The organism is Antrihabitans stalagmiti (genome assembly GCF_016482825.1).
Lineage (GTDB): Bacteria > Actinomycetota > Actinomycetes > Mycobacteriales > Mycobacteriaceae > Antrihabitans > Antrihabitans stalagmiti.
On the sequence record NZ_JAEMNV010000011.1, the window covers coordinates 144,644 to 161,055 of the forward strand.

Annotated in this window: 18 protein-coding genes; 12 read left to right on the top strand and 6 right to left on the bottom strand. The window is 63.3% G+C overall.

Translation table 11 applies throughout. From position 1 onward, the window contains the following. The first annotated feature begins 129 nt into the window (after positions 1–129). From pcaD to JGU71_RS26290, 3 genes are read left to right on the top strand one after another with little or no spacing between them, the layout of a single operon-like run. On the top strand, positions 130–909 hold the full coding sequence (gene pcaD, locus JGU71_RS26280) for a 3-oxoadipate enol-lactonase (protein ID WP_199707858.1): 780 nt from the start codon (positions 130–132) through the stop codon (positions 907–909). After that, positions 906–1,679, top strand: a complete 774-nt coding sequence (locus JGU71_RS26285) for an IclR family transcriptional regulator domain-containing protein (RefSeq protein WP_199707860.1) — start codon at positions 906–908, stop codon at positions 1,677–1,679. The genes pcaD and JGU71_RS26285 overlap by 4 nt, the downstream gene beginning before the upstream one ends. A gap of 41 nt (positions 1,680–1,720) precedes the next feature. Further along, positions 1,721–2,938, top strand: a complete 1,218-nt coding sequence (locus JGU71_RS26290) for an acetyl-CoA C-acetyltransferase (protein ID WP_199707862.1) — start codon at positions 1,721–1,723, stop codon at positions 2,936–2,938. A 32-nt stretch (positions 2,939–2,970) separates the two neighbouring features. Here JGU71_RS26290 and JGU71_RS26295 read toward each other — a convergent pair whose 3' ends face one another. Then, entirely contained in the window at positions 2,971–3,741 is a 771-nt protein-coding gene (locus JGU71_RS26295; protein ID WP_199708001.1) for an IclR family transcriptional regulator domain-containing protein, read from the bottom strand. A 165-nt stretch (positions 3,742–3,906) separates the two neighbouring features. Between JGU71_RS26295 and catA the strand changes: the two genes are divergently transcribed. Genes catA through catC form a run of 3 tightly spaced genes read left to right on the top strand, consistent with a single transcriptional unit; the run spans position 3,907 to position 6,228 of the window. Beyond that, entirely contained in the window at positions 3,907–4,773 is an 867-nt protein-coding gene (catA, locus tag JGU71_RS26300) for a catechol 1,2-dioxygenase (RefSeq protein ID WP_199707864.1), read from the top strand. Between the two features lie 33 nt (positions 4,774–4,806). After that, on the top strand, positions 4,807–5,928 hold the full coding sequence (locus JGU71_RS26305; RefSeq protein WP_199707866.1) for a muconate/chloromuconate family cycloisomerase: 1,122 nt from the start codon (positions 4,807–4,809) through the stop codon (positions 5,926–5,928). Between the two features lie 18 nt (positions 5,929–5,946). Continuing rightward, a complete protein-coding gene (catC, locus tag JGU71_RS26310) occupies positions 5,947–6,228 on the top strand; it encodes a muconolactone Delta-isomerase (RefSeq protein WP_199707868.1) in 282 nt (93 codons plus the stop codon). A gap of 2 nt (positions 6,229–6,230) precedes the next feature. On the opposite strand, the gene JGU71_RS26315 is transcribed toward catC, so the two are convergent. Continuing rightward, positions 6,231–6,911, bottom strand: a complete 681-nt coding sequence (locus tag JGU71_RS26315; protein ID WP_199707869.1) for a hypothetical protein — start codon at positions 6,909–6,911, stop codon at positions 6,231–6,233. An 89-nt stretch (positions 6,912–7,000) separates the two neighbouring features. Here JGU71_RS26315 and JGU71_RS26320 point away from each other — a divergent pair, with 89 nt between their 5' ends. The 3 genes from JGU71_RS26320 to JGU71_RS26330 all read left to right on the top strand — a co-directional run bounded on the left by JGU71_RS26320 (position 7,001) and on the right by JGU71_RS26330 (position 8,904). After that, positions 7,001–7,564, top strand: a complete 564-nt coding sequence (locus JGU71_RS26320; protein WP_307829895.1) for an amidohydrolase family protein — start codon at positions 7,001–7,003, stop codon at positions 7,562–7,564. 66 nt (positions 7,565–7,630) lie between these two features. Then, positions 7,631–8,365 carry an enoyl-CoA hydratase/isomerase family protein gene (locus JGU71_RS26325; protein ID WP_199707871.1) on the top strand — a complete coding sequence of 245 codons (735 nt, stop codon included), beginning with the start codon at positions 7,631–7,633 and terminating at the stop codon, positions 8,363–8,365. After that, entirely contained in the window at positions 8,365–8,904 is a 540-nt protein-coding gene (locus JGU71_RS26330; RefSeq protein WP_199707872.1) for an SAM-dependent methyltransferase, read from the top strand. The genes JGU71_RS26325 and JGU71_RS26330 overlap by 1 nt, the downstream gene beginning before the upstream one ends. A gap of 110 nt (positions 8,905–9,014) precedes the next feature. Here JGU71_RS26330 and JGU71_RS26335 read toward each other — a convergent pair whose 3' ends face one another. From JGU71_RS26335 to JGU71_RS26345, 3 genes are read right to left on the bottom strand one after another with little or no spacing between them, the layout of a single operon-like run. Further along, the gene (locus JGU71_RS26335; protein WP_199707873.1) at positions 9,015–9,212 is read right to left on the bottom strand and encodes a hypothetical protein; all 198 of its coding nucleotides are present in this window, start codon (positions 9,210–9,212) and stop codon (positions 9,015–9,017) included. 14 nt (positions 9,213–9,226) lie between these two features. Further along, positions 9,227–10,387: a fatty acid desaturase family protein gene (locus JGU71_RS26340; protein WP_199707874.1), complete on the bottom strand. Its 1,161-nt coding sequence runs from the start codon at positions 10,385–10,387 to the stop codon at positions 9,227–9,229. Between the two features lie 43 nt (positions 10,388–10,430). Beyond that, a complete protein-coding gene (locus tag JGU71_RS26345) occupies positions 10,431–11,549 on the bottom strand; it encodes a ferredoxin reductase (RefSeq protein ID WP_199707875.1) in 1,119 nt (372 codons plus the stop codon). A gap of 145 nt (positions 11,550–11,694) precedes the next feature. On the opposite strand from JGU71_RS26345, the gene JGU71_RS26350 reads away from it, so the two are divergent. Further along, the gene (locus tag JGU71_RS26350; protein WP_199707876.1) at positions 11,695–12,321 is read left to right on the top strand and encodes a TetR family transcriptional regulator; all 627 of its coding nucleotides are present in this window, start codon (positions 11,695–11,697) and stop codon (positions 12,319–12,321) included. A 1-nt stretch (position 12,322) separates the two neighbouring features. On the opposite strand, the gene JGU71_RS26355 is transcribed toward JGU71_RS26350, so the two are convergent. Continuing rightward, positions 12,323–13,651, bottom strand: a complete 1,329-nt coding sequence (locus JGU71_RS26355; protein ID WP_199707877.1) for an MFS transporter — start codon at positions 13,649–13,651, stop codon at positions 12,323–12,325. A 118-nt stretch (positions 13,652–13,769) separates the two neighbouring features. On the opposite strand from JGU71_RS26355, the gene JGU71_RS26360 reads away from it, so the two are divergent. Both JGU71_RS26360 and JGU71_RS26365 read left to right on the top strand, forming a co-directional pair. Further along, positions 13,770–14,327 (top strand): PadR family transcriptional regulator, encoded by a 558-nt coding sequence (locus JGU71_RS26360; RefSeq protein WP_199707878.1) that lies wholly within the window; start codon positions 13,770–13,772, stop codon positions 14,325–14,327. Next, positions 14,324–16,351, top strand: a complete 2,028-nt coding sequence (locus tag JGU71_RS26365) for an NADPH-dependent 2,4-dienoyl-CoA reductase (protein WP_199707880.1) — start codon at positions 14,324–14,326, stop codon at positions 16,349–16,351. Before JGU71_RS26360 ends, JGU71_RS26365 begins: the two co-directional genes overlap by 4 nt. Positions 16,352–16,412: the final 61 nt, after the last annotated feature.

Here is a 16,412-nt window from a genome sequence, read left to right on the forward strand (position 1 = left end):
ACCCAGGTCGGTGCGTATTGTGAACTAGCGTTCGTATAGTGAACACGCGATTGCGTGCGACCTCTCTCGGCAGCTAATCTTGTTCACATAGCGCATACCCGTCCAGATACCGAACATGAGGTCCCGAGAGTGTCCGTCGAACTCGCCTACCAACTCACCGGCAACTCGGTCGACAATCCGACGATCGTGCTGCTCGGCTCACTCGGGTCCGACCGGTCGATGTGGAATCCGCAGGTGACAGCTCTGTCCGCAACGCACGCAGTGCTGACGGTCGACCTGCGCGGTCATGGCGAATCACCAACTCCGACCGGGCCGTATTCGATCCGGTCCCTCGCCGGCGACGTCGTCGCGTTGCTCGACAAACTGGAGCTGACGTCGGTCGACCTCGTCGGGTTGTCTCTCGGCGGAGCGATCGCACAGTCGATTGCCGTCGACCATTCCGACAGGGTTCGCACTCTGACGCTGATTTGCACGGCCGCACGCTTCGGCGTACCGCAGGGGTGGATCGATCGCGCCGCGGCGGTACGTTCCAACGGAACCGGGTCGATTGCCGCTACTGTCGTCAGCCGTTGGTACACAACGGATTACGCCGCACAACATCCCGACCTGATCGCGCGATCGGTCTCGATGATCGAGAACACCGACGACGAAGGTTACGCATCCTGCTGCGAGGCCATCGCCGGCTGGGACGGTCGTGACGATCTCGCTCGTATCTCCGCTCCCACTCTCGTGATCGCGGGCGAACAAGATCCAGCGACAACTCCTGCCGACCTTCGGATCATCTCCGAAGTGATCCCGAATTCCGTTCTCCACGTGTTGGATCCGGCCGCGCACCTGGCCAGCGTCGAGCAGGCCGATCGCGTGAACGCATTGGTCACCGACCACATCACGACGGCAGCGCGAACATGACGGAACCGACGACCGATTACGTCCAGTCCCTCGCCCGTGGCCTCGCCGTCATTCGAGCTTTCGACGCTGAACATCCGCATCAGACGCTGAGCGACGTCGCCAAAGCCACCGACCTCACCCGGGCCACTGCGCGGCGCTTCCTGTTGACCCTGACCGAACTCGGCTACGTGCGATCCGACGGTTCGCTGTTCTCGCTGACGCCGCGGGTACTCGAGCTCGGCTACAGCTATCTGTCGAGCCTCACGCTGCCCGAGGTCGCGCGCCCGCATCTGGAGGCACTTGCCAAGCGTGTCAACGAATCCGCGTCGGTATCGATCCTCGACGGCACCGATGTCGTCTACGTCGCGCGAGTTCCGGTCAGCCGAATCATGACCGTGTCCATCACCATCGGAACCCGATTCCCCGCGTATGCCACCTCGATGGGACGCGTCCTACTCGCGGGACTCTCGCGCGATGATCTCGATGCCTACCTTGCGGATGCCGACCTCCGACCGCTGACCGTTCGTACGATCTCGTCCAAAGATGTTCTACGCAAGGAGATCTCGCGAGTTCGCGGTGCAGGGTTCTGCGTCGTCGACTCGGAACTGGAACAGGGTCTGCGCTCGCTGGCCGCGCCGATACGCGATCACCACGGCACCGTTGTTGCGGCCGTGAATATTTCGACACAGTCGTCGCGCTACACGGCGACCGAGGTACGCAAGAACCTGCTACCCGCTCTCCTCGCCACCGCCGACGCAATACACGTCGACCTCACCCGACTCGTGAATTAACCCACATCAAGAACCACCCACATCAAGATTTAGGACAGATCATGCCCGACGCCGTCATCTGCGAGCCAGTACGAACCCCGGTCGGACGCTTCGGCGGAGTGTTCAAAGACATTGCGCCGCAGGTTCTTGCGTCGACACTCATCACAGAGATCGTGACACGGACGGGTATCTCCGGAGCCGATATCGACGACGTCATCCTCGGCCAATCCTCACCCAACGGCGAGGCGCCCGCGATCGGTCGGGTCGCCGCGCTGGACGCGGGCCTCGGCATCGACGTGCCCGGCATGCAGATCGATCGGCGTTGCGGGTCAGGTCTGCAGGCAGTGATTCACGCTTGCATGCAGGTCGCGACCGGCGCGAGCGACCTCGTTCTCGCCGGTGGCGTCGAGTCGATGAGTCAAGCCGAGTTCTACGCGACCGGTATGCGGTGGGGCATCAAAGGTGACGGAGTTGCGCTGTCCGATCGACTGGCGCGAGCCCGCGTCACAGCCGGCGGGAAGCACTATCCGGTGCCTGGCGGCATGATCGAGACCGCAGAGAATCTGCGCGCCGAGTTTTCGATCTCCCGCGCCGACCAGGATACGTACGCAGTCCAGTCGCATCAGCGCGCGGTGGCCGCGCAGACTTCTGGCCGTTTTGCCGACGAGATCGTGGGAGTACATGTCCCCCAGCGTAAATCCGGCACCGTGCTCGTCGAGACCGACGAACACCCGCGAGCCGATACAACAGTCGAAACCCTCGGCGGCCTGCGAGCGATACGGGCCAAGATCGATCCCGACTCGACGGTGACCGCGGGTAACGCAAGCGGACAGAACGACGGCGCGGCGATCTGCATCGTGACGACGCCGGAGCGTGCTCGGCAGCTCGGTCTGCGGCCGCTGGCGACGCTGGCAAGTTGGGCGGTGGCGGGTGTTCCGCCGCGGACGATGGGGATCGGTCCGGTGCCTGCGACTGCAAAGGCGTTGGCGCGCTTGGACTTGACGCTCGCCGACATGGACGTGATCGAATTGAACGAGGCGTTCGCGGCGCAAACGCTTGCGGTGCTGCGGACGTGGGACCTGGCGCCGGACGATGCCCGGTTGAATCCGAACGGATCGGGTATCTCGCTCGGGCATCCGGTCGGAGCGACCGGCGGCAGAATTCTGGCGACCCTGCTGCGTGAGATGGAACGTCGCGACGCCAACTATGGGCTGGAGACCATGTGCATCGGCGGTGGCCAGGGCCTCGCCGCGGTTTTCAGGGCGCTACGCGCCTCGTGAGTCCTTCCGGAGGGCCTGACCTCCTGAAAGACTCACGAGGCGAAGCCTAAATCGGCGCTCAAATCGGCCGCCGCACGCAGCACGATCGGCACAGCGTGTTCGCGGAACTGCTCCGGTGTGTTGCGGGCCGTCGAGGTCGAGCACGCGATGACGCCGACGACCGTGCCGCGCGCATCTCGCACGGGCGCCGCCACGGAGATCAGGCCCTTCTCCAGTTCCTCCGACGTCAGCGCGTAACCCTGTTCGCGGACCCGAGCCAACTCGATTCGCAGCGCCTCGGGCGAGGTGATGGTGCCTTCGACAAGTTTCTCGAAACGGGAATTCGCGACCACATCGTCGACCGTCTCCGCCGACGCCCATGCGAGCAGGGCGCGGCCCATCGATGTGGCGTAGGCAGGCACCCTGGTGCCGACCGAGACGTTGATGCTCATGATTCGGCGCACAGGAACCCGAGCGGCGTACACGACGTCGACCCCGTCCAACACTCCGAGAGATGCTGACTCTTCGGTCTTTTCGGCAACTTCGAGCAGTCGCGGCATTGCGGACTCCAGCAGTGTGTTGGTCGCCGAATAGTGCTGGCCGATGCTCAGCACACGTGGCGTCAGCGACCACCGGGTTCCCGCACCCGTCACGTATCCCAGACGTTGCAGGGTCAGCAGTATGCGACGCACGGCAGGCCTGGACAGGTCCGTTGCCGACGCCAACTCAGCGAGCGTCGGATTCGGGCGATCCGCGTCGAAGGCGAGCAGGACAGCGAATCCACGTTCGATGCTCTGGATGTAGTCGCGGTCGTTCTCGGGCAACTTCTCCGACGTCATTCACCCCTCCACACGGTTGACAATCCGTTGTGACAGCGCGCACAGTAGAGGTGTACGCACTGCGGTTTACAAGTACGCATAGCGTACATCACAAGACCTTACATCACAATCCTCACCGGCACCGCCGACCTCCAGCCCAAGGAGACCCCGATGACCACCATCGAAACCCACACCGACACTGCACTGCCGAGCCCGACCGCTGCAGGATCCGGCAGTGCCGCGACCGACAAGTTCAAAAACGAACGCGCAACCGCCGACACCTCTCCCGAGCGCCTGGCCGCAATCGCGAAGGACGCACTGAGCGCACTACACAACGTCATCCTCGAGCACGGCGTCACCTATCCCGAGTACCGCGTGTTCAAGCAGTGGCTCATCGATGTCGGCGAAGGTGGCGAGTGGCCGTTGTTCCTCGACGTGTTCATCGAGCATGCCGTCGAAGAGGTCCTCGCTCGTAGTCGTAAGGGCACGAAGGGCAGCATCGAGGGTCCGTACTACGTGGCGAACGCACCGATCCTTCCTTCGGTCTCGACGCTGCCGATGCGTGCGGAAGACCGCGAGATCACGCCGTTGGTCTTTGCAGGCCAAGTCACCGACCTCGACGGCAACGGACTCGCCGGCGCAAGCCTCGAACTCTGGCATGCCGACAACGATGGCTACTACTCCCACTTCGCCCCGCACCTCCCGGACTGGAATCTGCGCGGCACGATCATCACCGACGAAGACGGTCGCTACGAGATCACGACGATTCAGCCTGCGCCCTACCAGATTCCGACCGACGGCCCGACCGGTCAGTTCATCGAGGCGCAGAACGGGCATCCATGGCGTCCTGCCCACCTGCACCTCATCGTCTCGGCGCCGGGCAAGGAATCGGTGACCACCCAGCTCTACTTCGCAGGCGGCGAATGGCTCGACAGCGATGTCGCATCGGCGACCAAGCCCGAATTGATCCTCGATCCCACCACGGGCGACGACGGCAAGAACCACGTCACGTACAACTTCGTGCTCGATCCTGCCTGAACGAAACCGCCCGTCACACAAAAGGATCGGTAAATGAACGACCTGACCATCGCCTCCGTCGAGACGACGATTCTCGACGTCCCACTCATCCGGCCGCACAAGTTCGCGACCACGTCCATGTCGGCGCAACCGCTGCTGCTCGTCGCGATCAGGACGTCAGGTGGAGCCATCGGCTACGGCGAAGGTGTCGTGCCCGGCGGACCCTGGTGGGGTGGCGAGTCGGTCGAAACGATGCAGGTCCTCATCGAGCGTTACATGGTGCCGATACTGCTCGGCCGCAGGGTCGACGAGATCACGGGCGTGCTTGCCGACATCGACCGGGTTGTTGCCAAAGCGCAATTCGCAAAGGCTGCAATCGATGTCGCCATGCACGATGCCTGGGCACGCAGCCTCGGAGTGCCCGTACACACATTGCTCGGCGGCGCATTTCGGCACAGCATCGACGTCACGTGGGCACTCGGCGCCGCGCCTGCGGCCGAGATCGTCGAGGAAGCACAAGCGAAGCTGGTCGCTCGGATGAACTTCAGTTTCAAACTCAAGATGGGCGCCCTGGATCCGGAGACCGATACCCGACGAATCATCGAAATCGCGCAGGCACTGCAGGGCAAGGCGGGCGTCCGAGTCGATATCAACGCTCGGTGGGATCGGCTGACCGCGTTCAAGTACCTGCCTCGCCTTGCGACAGCGGGCGTCGAACTCGTCGAACAACCGACCCCAGGCGAACAGCTCGAGGTTCTCGCCGAAATCAATGCGCTGCTGCCGATTCCGGTGATGGCCGACGAGAGCGTCCTGACGCCGCACGACGCACTCGAGGTCGTCCGTCGTCGGGCTGCCGATGTCATCGCGATCAAGACGACGAAGTGCGGTGGCCTCAAACGCAGCCGCGACGTCGTAGCAGTGGCGAAGGCGGCGGGTATCTCGTGCCACGGGGCTACCTCGATCGAGGGTCCGATCGGCACAGCAGCCTCACTGCACTTCGCCTGCGCTGAACCCGGAATCGACTTCGGATCCGAACTTTTCGGTCCGCTGCTGTTCGACGAGGAATTGCTGCAAGAGCCACTTCGTTACTCCGAGGGACAACTTCATCTGCCCGACGGGCCCGGTCTCGGCGTCGAACTCAACCTCGACGCAGTCAAGACCTGGACAAGAAACTAGCGAAGGCGACGACACACCATGGCACTGTTCTATGTCCGTATGGACGTCGACATTCCGCTCGATCTCGACCCGACCGTTCGCACGGAAACCCTTGCGCGCGAAAAGGAATACTCACAGGAGCTGCAACGCGCCGGCAAATGGGTACACATCTGGCGAGTTGTGGGTCAGTACTCGAACATCAGCATCTTCGACGTCGAGTCACCTGACGAGTTGCACGAGATCCTCTGGAACCTACCGCTGTTCGCCTACATGACGATGGAAGTACTGCCGTTGACGGGGCATCCCAGCTCCATCGCGTAGGACTACTTGCCTTCCAGCCAGCGAACTTTCATGTCCATGTGGTTGCCGAGCCACTGCTGGAACTCTGCGGGCTCCGACAGCAGCGGAGGTGGCGGGGTCTCCCCCGGGAACAACAGTGTGCCGCTCTCCGGCTGCCCGACCTTGGTCGGTTCGGCCGCAGCGGGAACGGGTGCAGCCGGTGCCTCCACAGCTGGCGGCGCTGCGGCCTGAACCTCCGGCCGTGGTGCCACCACAGGTGCAACGACCAGCGGAGCAACGACGGGTGCGACGACTGGACCGGGCACGACCGGTGCCGCGGCAGCCTCGGCCACAGGAACTTCTACCGGCGGCAATGCGGCAGCGGCGGGAATCTGCGGTACCAGTGCTGCTATCGACGGTAGGTCCAGCGGCGGCACAACGGCAGGTCCGGCGGCTTGGGTTGCCGAGGCGAGCGTCGCATCGTCGACGAACGCGCCTGTCAACACCGTCCCGACAGCGCCGGCGCCGATCGCGGCAACGGCTGCGGCCGCGAAAATGTGTCCCCTGCTCCAGGTTTGGCGGCCGCGGACCACGGCGTGGTGGGTGACCATGAAGGGCATGGCGGTGCCGACCCCCGCGGGTACGAGACCCGAGGGAACCAATGTGGGCAATGCGAGGGAATGGCGCCCGACGGCCGGGCTTGCCTCGATGCTGTGACGGCCCATGTTCTTGACCTTCGTCCGGCCTCGCGAAGCGAGGCGTTCGGTTGATGAAACTGACAATACGGGACCCGAGACCGTTTCGTAACCTTTTCGTGATAGAAAAAAGACTCGACGGCCACGTGCCCGCAATCGTCCGCCGCGGCGACTCCAACCGTCAGGGTTTCCCTTTCGACTTTTCGTCGCTGGATCGAGCGGCGAGTATGCAGCCGACCCACTGCACTCACTACACGAAAGCCGATCAGCCGGACAACTGGTCGAGCCGACTCGGGCACGACCGCGCCTCGCGCGGCTTTCGCACCCGTGATATTCGGGATTCGGGCGGAACGCTTGCGCTCGGGTCCGACTGGCCGATTGCCCCGTACGACGCGCGCTCGATCATGGCCGATGCGCAGCTGCGGCGACCCGCGGGCGCACCCGATGTCGACCCGATCGGATCTGCCCAATCGCTGACGGCCCGAATGGCGTTGGAAGGCTACACAACTCACTCGGCTGCTGCCGCAGGCCAATCCGCTGTCGCCGGCCGGATCGCTGTGGGGATGCGGGCCGACCTGACCGCCTTCGCCGTCGACCCGCTGACAGCCCCACCCGACGAACTCGCCGATGCCCCTGTGCTGCTGACCGTCGTCGCAGGAGAAGTCGGTCACAGGACCCCTTGACGGTCATATCCGCTGGCGGGGCAATATTGGCGGGACGCGATCACGACGACTGGAGGCTCTTCTGCCATGACCGATCCCCTCGTTCTGTGTGACGTCACCGGCGGTCTCGCCACGTTGACCTTGAACCGACCAGAGAAGTTGAACGCACTGACGCCTGCGGTGTTCGAGGAACTCGCCGAACATTTGACGGCGTTGGCGCAGGACTCTGCCGTTCGATGTCTCGTACTCACCGGAGCAGGCAGATCATTCTGCGCAGGCCACGACCTGAGCGCACTGTCCGATACCGACGACCCGGGCCATCTGAAGCGTGCGGCGGAAATCGTCGATCAGTTGGAGGCCTTCCCTCAGCCCACCATCGGCAAGATCCGCGGTCACTGCATGACGGGCGGGCTCGAGCTCGCCTTGGGATGCGACCTCATCGTCGCCGGTCAGTCTGCGCAGTTTGCGGACACACACGGTAAGTGGGGGCTCGCGCCGGTCTGGGGAATGTCGGTACGTCTCCCGGAACGAGTCGGCCGCTCGAAGGCGAAGGAAATCAGTTTCACGAGTCGCCGGATCGACGGTCGATCTGCGGCGGACATGGGTCTTGCAGACCATTGTGCGGCGGATGATCGACTCGACGACGCGGTCGAAGAACTTGCCGCGCAGATCATCTCGAACTCGGCGGGCACGAACAGGATCTACAAGTCGTTGTTCGCACACCATGCGACCACAAGCCGAGCGGAAGCATTGCAGTTCGAACGCGAACTACCGTTCGGAATGCCCGAGGACTTCGGCGCACGAATCGGCGGAAGCAAGTAGTGCCGCCGTCCGCAGCGGAGCGGATCGTCTGGACGGTCGACACTCTCGCGATCCGGCCGACCGATCGGGTTCTCGAGATCGGCTGTGGACACGGCGTCGCAGTATCGCTGGTGGCGGCGAAGCTGACCGGCGGCACCATCGACGCCGTCGACCGCTCCGCGAAAATGATTGCGGCAACACGGAATCGGAATGCGGCGGCGATACAGGAAGGCATCGTGCGTTTGCACTGCAGCGAGCTCGCGGATACGAACTTCGGCGACACGGCGTTCGAGGTCGTCTTCGGCATCCACGTTCCCGTGTTCGCCCGGGGTGAGCCGCAACGCGAGTTCGCGGTCCTTCGCAAGCATCTGGTTCCGGATGGACGCCTGCACCTGAGCTACCAACCGCTCGAACCTGCGACAACACCCGCTGTTGTAGATCGACTGTCGACGTCGATGAGAGATAGCGGCTTTGTCGTCGAGGACGTCAAGATTGCCGACCTCGGCAGCGGACGTTCGCTGTGTGTCGTTGCGAAACAAGGTCAGGGCGGGACAAGCTGACGAAACTGGCCGCTCCGATGTCTCGGAACGGCCAGTTGGGCGTTTCACGCTCGAGCGCGGTCGAGGGGTCCATAGACCCTTCAACCGCGCACGGGCGGCGTAGCCGAAAGTCAGTCGACGGTGTCGTCGTCCTGTGCCTTCTTCGTTGCCTCGCGCATTTCGAGACCGTCGGAGATCAGATCGCCGACCTCACGCGCCACACCCTTCACCGCGTCGGTGATGATGCTGGCGATGTTGCCGACTCGGGTTGCGGTCGTCTCGGTCAGATCCTGCACCAAGTCTTTGTTGCTTTCGAATTTTCCAACCATGATCGCTTAACCCCTCAGGCTGCAGCTTGTTGACGTTGCACGATAACACTGGGCGCTGAATCCGACCGAACGAGCGAAGGCGGCAGTGCCAGCTTGAAGATCTTCGCCCAGACCGATCCGATCTGCTTGAAGAAGCCACCCTTGTTGTACGGCAGGCCGTACTTGTTGCACAGCGCCTCGACCTCGGGGGCCATCTGCGGGTACCGGTGCGCAGGTACGTCCGGGAACAGGTGGTGCTCGATCTGGTGCGAGAGGTTGCCCGACATGATGTGAAAGAGCTTGCCGCCCTCGATGTTCGCCGAACCCAGCATCTGACGCACGTACCACTCGCCTTGGCTCTCGTTCGCGGTCTCCTCCTCGGAGAACGTCTGCACGCCCGACGGGAAGTGACCACAGAAGATGATCGAGTAGGTCCAGAGGTTGCGGACGAGGTTGGCTGCGGCATTGCCGAGCAGCGTGCTGATGAACAGTGGGCCGGTGAGCGCTGGGAAGACGACGTAGTCCTTGAGGATCTGCCGTCCCGACTTGCGACCCATGCCCTTGAGCAGCGGCTTTATGTCTTTCCACTTGCGCTTGCCTTGGACGACGTTCTCGGCTTCGAGGTCGTGCAGCATGACGCCCCATTCGAAGAACACCATCAGCAGGAACGCCCACACCGGGTTACCGAGGTAGTACGGATTCCACTTCTGCTCTTTGTCCATACGCAGGATGCCGTAGCCGATGTCGCGGTCCATGCCGCGAATGTTGGTGTACGTGTGGTGCATGTAGTTGTGTGAATGCTTCCACTGATCCGCAGGGCAGACCGTGTCCCATTCGAATACCCGCGAGTTCAGACCGGGCTCACGCATCCAGTCGTACTGGCCGTGCATGACGTTGTGGCCGATCTCCATGTTGTCGAGAATCTTGGAGATGCCGAGCGCGCCGACACCGGCGAGCCAGAACGGCGGCAGGAAGCCGAGGTACATCAGGCCGCGGCCTGCGATCTCGAAACCACGCTGCGCCTTGATGATCTTGTAGATGTATTCGCGATCTTCTTCACCGAGATCGGCGACGATGCGGGCACGGAGTGCGTCGAGTTCGCGGCCGATCTCGTCGACCTGATCGACGGTCAGTACGACCGGTCCGTCGGCTTTGTCGGGCTTGCTACCGCGGCGCGGCAGGCTGATTACGGACATTGCGTGTCCTCCTGAGTTTTGGGTGGCTGGCTGGTTCGGGGAATCAGATGTCGAGCGTGACGTCGCCGACTGCGGCGGAGATGCACAGCTGAATCGGTTGATCCGGGTCGCTGTCGGTCTCGCCTGTCTTCAAATTCTTGGTGCACCCTGATGTCTTGACTGCGGTGCAGGAGAAGCAGATCCCCATCCGGCAGCCGAATTCGGGGGTGAGGCCGGCGGCTTCGGCTTGCTCCAGCAGGCTGTTGCCCTTGTTGTCCGCGGTGACCCCGCTAGCGGCGAAGGCGATGGTGCCGGTGGCGTCCGCGTCACCGACAGCGATCGGAGCGGCGAACTCCTCAGTGAACAACTGTTCTGCGAGTCCGAGTTCGGCGTAGACCGTCTGCACACCCTTCATCAGCCCGGGCGGACCGCACAGGTAGGTGTGTGCGTCGCGATGCCACGGTGCCGCCGCTTCGAGATGCTCGGTTCCGAAGAAACCGACCAGATCGGCGCCCTGCTCATCCGCGGTATAGGCCAGAACGAGCGAAACGTTGTCGTTCGCGGCCGCGATCGTGGCCAATTCCGCGTGGTAGGGAACGTCGGCTTGCTTGTCCGCGTAGTGCAGGAAGGTGATGGCGCCGGGGTAACCCTCGTCGACCAAGGTCCGCAGCATCGACAGCACTGGAGTGATGCCGCTGCCGCCGCTGACGAGAAGGACGTTCTTCGGTCGGTCGGCAGGCAGTCGGAAGACTCCGCCGGCCTGCGACAGGCTGACCACGAGGCCGGGCTTGGCGTTGGCGTGCAGGTACTGCGACACCAGGCCTTCGGGGTGAGCCTTGATGGTCAGTTCGATGTGGCCGTCGGTTCGGTACTCCGAGCACGCGGGCGAGTAGCACCTGGTGTGCCGGACTCCGTCGATGACGACGCCGATCTGGACGAACTGACCTGCTGCGAATCCTTCCCACTGCCAGGTCGGGCGGAGGGTCAGCGTCACGGTGTCGTTGGTCTGTCGGACTACGTCGGTCACTTCCGCACGCAAGTCACGCACCGAAGCCATCGGATTGACGAGCTCCAGGTAGCGGTCCAGTTCGTGCGGTGTCGCCATCGTCTCGACGAGGGAAAGCAAACGCTTTCCGGTCAGGATTCGGTTACGAAGGCGCTTTCTCGGCAAGGTAGAAGTCATGGGCTGGCTCCTCGAGTTTTCAGTGCACGTCCGTGCACTGAACTAGTGTCGCACCCCGATAGGTAGGGCTGTCAACAGGAACTTTCGTGATCCGAGTTACACATACTTTCCAAAGACGAATGTGCACGGTTGTACGCTCTATGCCATGACTGAGGTGCAATCCCGGGCCGAACGTAAAGAGCAGACGCGCCGCGCGCTGCTGGACGGCACGCTCGAAGTGGCAGGCGACCGCGGTTTCGCGAACGTCAGCTTGCGTGAAATCGCCCGTTCTGCCGGCATCGTTCCGACCGCCTTCTACCGCCATTTCACGTCGATGGACGAACTCGGACTCGCACTCGTCGACGACGGCATGCGTGCGCTGCGGGTAGCGCTACGGGAAACCAGACATCTGTCCGCAATGGCGAACGCGCGGCTGTCCCTCGAGATTCTGGCAAGACATGTCGACGCCAATCGCAATCTTTTCGGATTTCTCTACCGCGAACGCTTCGGCGGCTCGACGGTCGTCGGACACGCGATCGAGGCGGAACTCGGGCTGATCGGCCGCGAACTCACCGTCGACCTGGCTCGCACACCCGGCATGACCGAGTGGCGGACCGACGACCTGGAAATGGTGTCGGACCTTCTCGTCAACTCCACGATGCAGGCGATGGGCGCATTCGTCGACGCTCGCAAGCCTGGGAACCGTTCCGAGAGCGAGATCATCTCACGTACGGAGAAGCAACTGCGGCTGATCGTTCTCGGTATCGCCGCCTGGCGTCCGAAGTCGGACTGACCTACTTCGTCTCGAGCGATTGCTCAGGAGGACGGACTCGCCACAACGCCGCGAGACCGACTCCGAGAACGACGAGTATGCCGAGGATCCCGGCACGGTCGTTGCTGAAGAGGAACGCGAACAGACCGAACAGCGCGGGTGCAAGGAACGACGCAGCCCGACCGGTCGTCGCATACAGACCGAACAGCTGACCCTCCCGTCCCGGCGGTGTGATCCGCGCGAGGAACGTTCGCGACGACGACTGTGCTGGCCCGACGAACAGGCACAGCAACAGGCCGAACACCCAGAACAGCAGTGGACCGGAGACGAGAATCAGTGCAGCGCCGACGACCAACATCGAGATCAACGAGACGGTGATGACGCGCTTGGGTCCGATCCGATCGTCGAATCGACCCGCAACGAGAGCGCCGAGTGCAGCGACCACATTCGCGGCAACGCCGAACAGCAGCACGTCCGCACTGGCGATGCCGTACACGTTCACGGCAAGCACCGCACCGAAGGTGAACACCCCCGCGAGTCCGTCGCGGAAGAGCGCGCTCGCGATCAGGAACTCGACGGTCCGGCGGTCGACCGACCACAGTTCGCGGACGTCGCGCCACAGCACTTTGTAGGACCCGATGAAGCCGACCTTCGCGGCGTCGGGGTCGGCGTCGGTCTGCGGTACTTCCGGAACGGCGATCAGCACCGGGATCGCCGAGATCGCGAACCACGCGGCCGCGAGCAGCGCGACGACTCGGATGTTGAGGCCGCCGTCGGTGCTGATGCCGAACAGTCCGCGGGTGTCGCCGTCGCCGGCTATGAAGCCGAAGTAGCAGATCAGCAACAGCACGATGCCGCCGAAATAGCCCATCGCCCAACCGAATCCAGAGACTCGTCCGATCGTTTCCGGCGTCGAGACCTGACGCATCATCGCGTTGTACGGCACTTCGGCGACTGCAAAGAGCACCGTACCGATGCCTAGCAGCGCCAATCCGAGCCATAGGTAGCCGGGGGAATCGACGACGAAGTACATGGCCGCCATCGCGACGACGGTGGCAGCGGTGAGCAGACCGAGCGCGCGTTTACGTTTCGCGGTCGCGTCGAATCGTTGCCCGCTGACCGGTGCGAGCACGGCGACGAAGAATCCCGCGATACCGAGCGACCAGCCGAGCCACGTACTCGCCGAGATCGAACCGCCGAGATTGTCGCCGACCGCATCGGTGAGATAAACGGAGAAGACGAACGTCAGGATGACGGCGTTGAAGGCCGACGAGCCCCAATCCCAGATGCCCCACGACACGATCTGGCGCCGGGTTGCGGCTGCGCCGATGCCCGCGGGCAATGTGCTCATGCCACGGGAGCGTAGTTGGACTGGACGCTTGCGAGCGTCGTACTAAGGTACGACGCGCTCGCAGCACTTAGTGTGCACTTAGTTGCATAGGCACCTAGTTGCATATAAATTTCTCGCCATGGCCCTCGAGCACGCGATTCTGGTGGCGTTGACGGAGCATTCTGGCTCCGGCTACGAACTCGCGCGCCGATTCGACAAGTCGATCGGCTATTTCTGGAGCGCAACCCACCAGCAGATCTACCGCGTCCTCAAGCGAATGGACGAGGCAGGCTGGGTCGACGGTGAGGCAGTCGCACAGGACGGTCGCCCCGACAAGAAGGTCTACCGCGTGAGCGAATCGGGCCGCGCCGAACTGTCGCGCTGGATCGCGGAACCCGCCGAGATCGGGGTCCTACGAGGCGAGCTTGCCGTGAAGATCCGCGGCGCAGCCCACGGCGACATCGAAGCACTCTGCACCGAAGTCGCCCGCCATCGCGACACCCACGCCGAGCGACTCGACCTCTACCGCCTGATGGAGAAACACGATTTTTCGGCACCGGAGCAGCTCTCCGGTACCGAATTGCACCAATACCTCGTGCTACGCGGAGGCATTCGCGTCGAAGAGGGATTCACCCAGTGGTGCGACGAAGTACTGAATGCACTCGGCAACAGCCAAGGAAGGCCGACCCAACGATGACCACGTACCCCAATCTCCTCGAACCTCTCGACCTCGGATTCACGTCGCTGAAAAACCGCGTCGTGATGGGCTCGATCCACACCGGTCTCGAAGACCGCGCGTGGGACACCAAGCGACTGGCCGAGTACTTCGCCGAGCGCGCTCGCGGCGGTGTCGGGCTCATCATCACCGGCGGCTACGCCCCCAACCGTGCTGGCTGGCTATTGCCCCTCGGGGCGAAGATGACGAACAAAAACGACGCCTACCGGCACCGCGTCATCACCAAAGCCGTCCACGACGCCGGCGGCAAGATCGCACTCCAGATCCTGCATGCGGGTCGCTACGCCTACCACCCGCTGAGTGTGTCGTCGTCGGCCATCAAAGCGCCGATCAATCCGTTCAAGCCGCGCGCGCTGTCCAGCAAGGGCGTCGAGTCCACCATCGACGACTACGCGAACTGCGCCAAGCTAGCCCAGATCGCAGGTTACGACGGCGTCGAGATCATGGGTGGTGAAGGCTATTTCATCAACCAGTTCCTCGCCGAACGGGTCAACAAGCGCAAGGACAAGTGGGGTGGCTCGTCGGAGAATCGGCGTCGCATCGCTGTCGAGATCGTGCGCCGCATGCGCAAGGCCGTCGGCCCCGACTTCATCATCGTCTTCCGCCTATCCATGGCCGATCTCGTCGAAGGCGGCCAGACCTGGGACGAAATCACCACGCTGGCAAAGGAAATCGAGAAGGCCGGCGTCACGATCATCAACACCGACATCGGCTGGCACGAGGCCCGGGTGCCGACCATCGTCACCTCGGTCCCCCGCGCAGCGTTCGTCGACATCACCGCGAAGCTGAAGAAGCACGTCTCGATTCCGGTATGCGCGTCCAACCGCATCAACATGCCCGAGACAGCGGAAGAGATTCTGACGCGCGGTGATTCGGACCTCATCTCGATGGCCCGTCCACTGCTCGCTGACCCCCATTGGGTCAACAAGGCCGCAGCCGATCGCGCCGACGAGATCAACACCTGCATCGCCTGCAACCAGGCCTGCCTCGATCACGCCTTCGTCCACAAGACCGTCTCCTGCCTGCTCAATCCGCAGGCCGGCCACGAGACCGAACTGAAGTTGCTGCCGACGCGACGGACCAAGAAGGTAGCGGTCGTCGGGGCCGGGCCCGCCGGACTGTCCGCTGCTGTGAATCTCGCGGACCGCGGCCACGTCGTGCACCTCTACGAGGCGGACGACAAGATCGGCGGCCAGTTCGACATCGCACGCCGCATCCCAGGCAAGGAAGAGTTCGCCGAGACGATTCGCTACTTCACACGTCGCCTCGAGGTCACCGGGGTGACCGTGCACCTCAACACCCGCGTCACCGCGCAGCAACTGATCGACGCCAAGTACGACGAGGTTGTCCTCGCCACGGGCGTGAAGCCGCGCATCCCGAAGATCCCGGGCATCGACCATCCGATGGTCCTGTCCTACGCCGAACTGGTCCGCGAGGAAAAGCCGGTCGGCAAGAAGGTCGCCGTGATCGGTGCAGGTGGCATCGGGTTCGACGTCAGCGAATTCCTGACGGTCGAGGGCTCCCCCAGCCTCAAGCTCGACGACTGGAAGGAAGAATGGGGTGTCGGCAATCCAGAAGATTTCGCTGGTGCGCTCACGACTCCGAAGCCGTCGCCGTCGCCACGTGCGGTGACGTTGCTGCAGCGCAAGAACGGTCAGCTCGGCAAGGGCCTCGGCAAGACATCCGGCTGGGTCCACCGCGCGGCGATCAAGGCGAAGGGCGTCGAGCAGATCGGCGGCGTCAACTACGAACTGATCGACGACAAGGGCCTGCACATCAGCTTCGGTGAAAAGCGGGAACGGCGTCGCATCATCGAGGTCGACAACGTGGTCATCTGCGCAGGTCAGGAGTCGGTCCGCGATCTGCTCGACGATCTACAGAATGCCCAGGTCAGCACGCACATCATCGGCGGAGCCGACCTGGCCGCCGAGCTCGATGCCAAGCGTGCGATCGATCAGGGCACGCGCCTGGCCGCAAAACTGTAGGGGCCTCCGGCCCTCGTGCGTCCTTTTGGAGGGCCCGCCCTCCAAAAGGACGCACGACCGA

Excerpts from the sequence above, each read along its gene's own strand:
- JGU71_RS26285 (WP_199707860.1), top strand. The coding sequence starts at position 906 with ATGACGGAACCGACGACCGATTACGTCCAGTCCCTCGCCCGTGGCCTC.
- JGU71_RS26290 (WP_199707862.1), top strand. The coding sequence starts at position 1,721 with ATGCCCGACGCCGTCATCTGCGAGCCAGTACGAACCCCGGTCGGACGC.
- catA (WP_199707864.1), top strand. The coding sequence starts at position 3,907 with ATGACCACCATCGAAACCCACACCGACACTGCACTGCCGAGCCCGACC.
- JGU71_RS26305 (WP_199707866.1), top strand. The coding sequence starts at position 4,807 with ATGAACGACCTGACCATCGCCTCCGTCGAGACGACGATTCTCGACGTC.
- catC (WP_199707868.1), top strand. The coding sequence starts at position 5,947 with ATGGCACTGTTCTATGTCCGTATGGACGTCGACATTCCGCTCGATCTC.
- JGU71_RS26315 (WP_199707869.1), bottom strand. The coding sequence starts at position 6,911 with ATGGGCCGTCACAGCATCGAGGCAAGCCCGGCCGTCGGGCGCCATTCC.
- JGU71_RS26325 (WP_199707871.1), top strand. The coding sequence starts at position 7,631 with ATGACCGATCCCCTCGTTCTGTGTGACGTCACCGGCGGTCTCGCCACG.
- JGU71_RS26335 (WP_199707873.1), bottom strand. The coding sequence starts at position 9,212 with ATGGTTGGAAAATTCGAAAGCAACAAAGACTTGGTGCAGGATCTGACC.
- JGU71_RS26340 (WP_199707874.1), bottom strand. The coding sequence starts at position 10,387 with ATGTCCGTAATCAGCCTGCCGCGCCGCGGTAGCAAGCCCGACAAAGCC.
- JGU71_RS26345 (WP_199707875.1), bottom strand. The coding sequence starts at position 11,549 with ATGACTTCTACCTTGCCGAGAAAGCGCCTTCGTAACCGAATCCTGACC.
- JGU71_RS26350 (WP_199707876.1), top strand. The coding sequence starts at position 11,695 with ATGACTGAGGTGCAATCCCGGGCCGAACGTAAAGAGCAGACGCGCCGC.
- JGU71_RS26355 (WP_199707877.1), bottom strand. The coding sequence starts at position 13,651 with ATGAGCACATTGCCCGCGGGCATCGGCGCAGCCGCAACCCGGCGCCAG.
- JGU71_RS26360 (WP_199707878.1), top strand. The coding sequence starts at position 13,770 with ATGGCCCTCGAGCACGCGATTCTGGTGGCGTTGACGGAGCATTCTGGC.
- JGU71_RS26365 (WP_199707880.1), top strand. The coding sequence starts at position 14,324 with ATGACCACGTACCCCAATCTCCTCGAACCTCTCGACCTCGGATTCACG.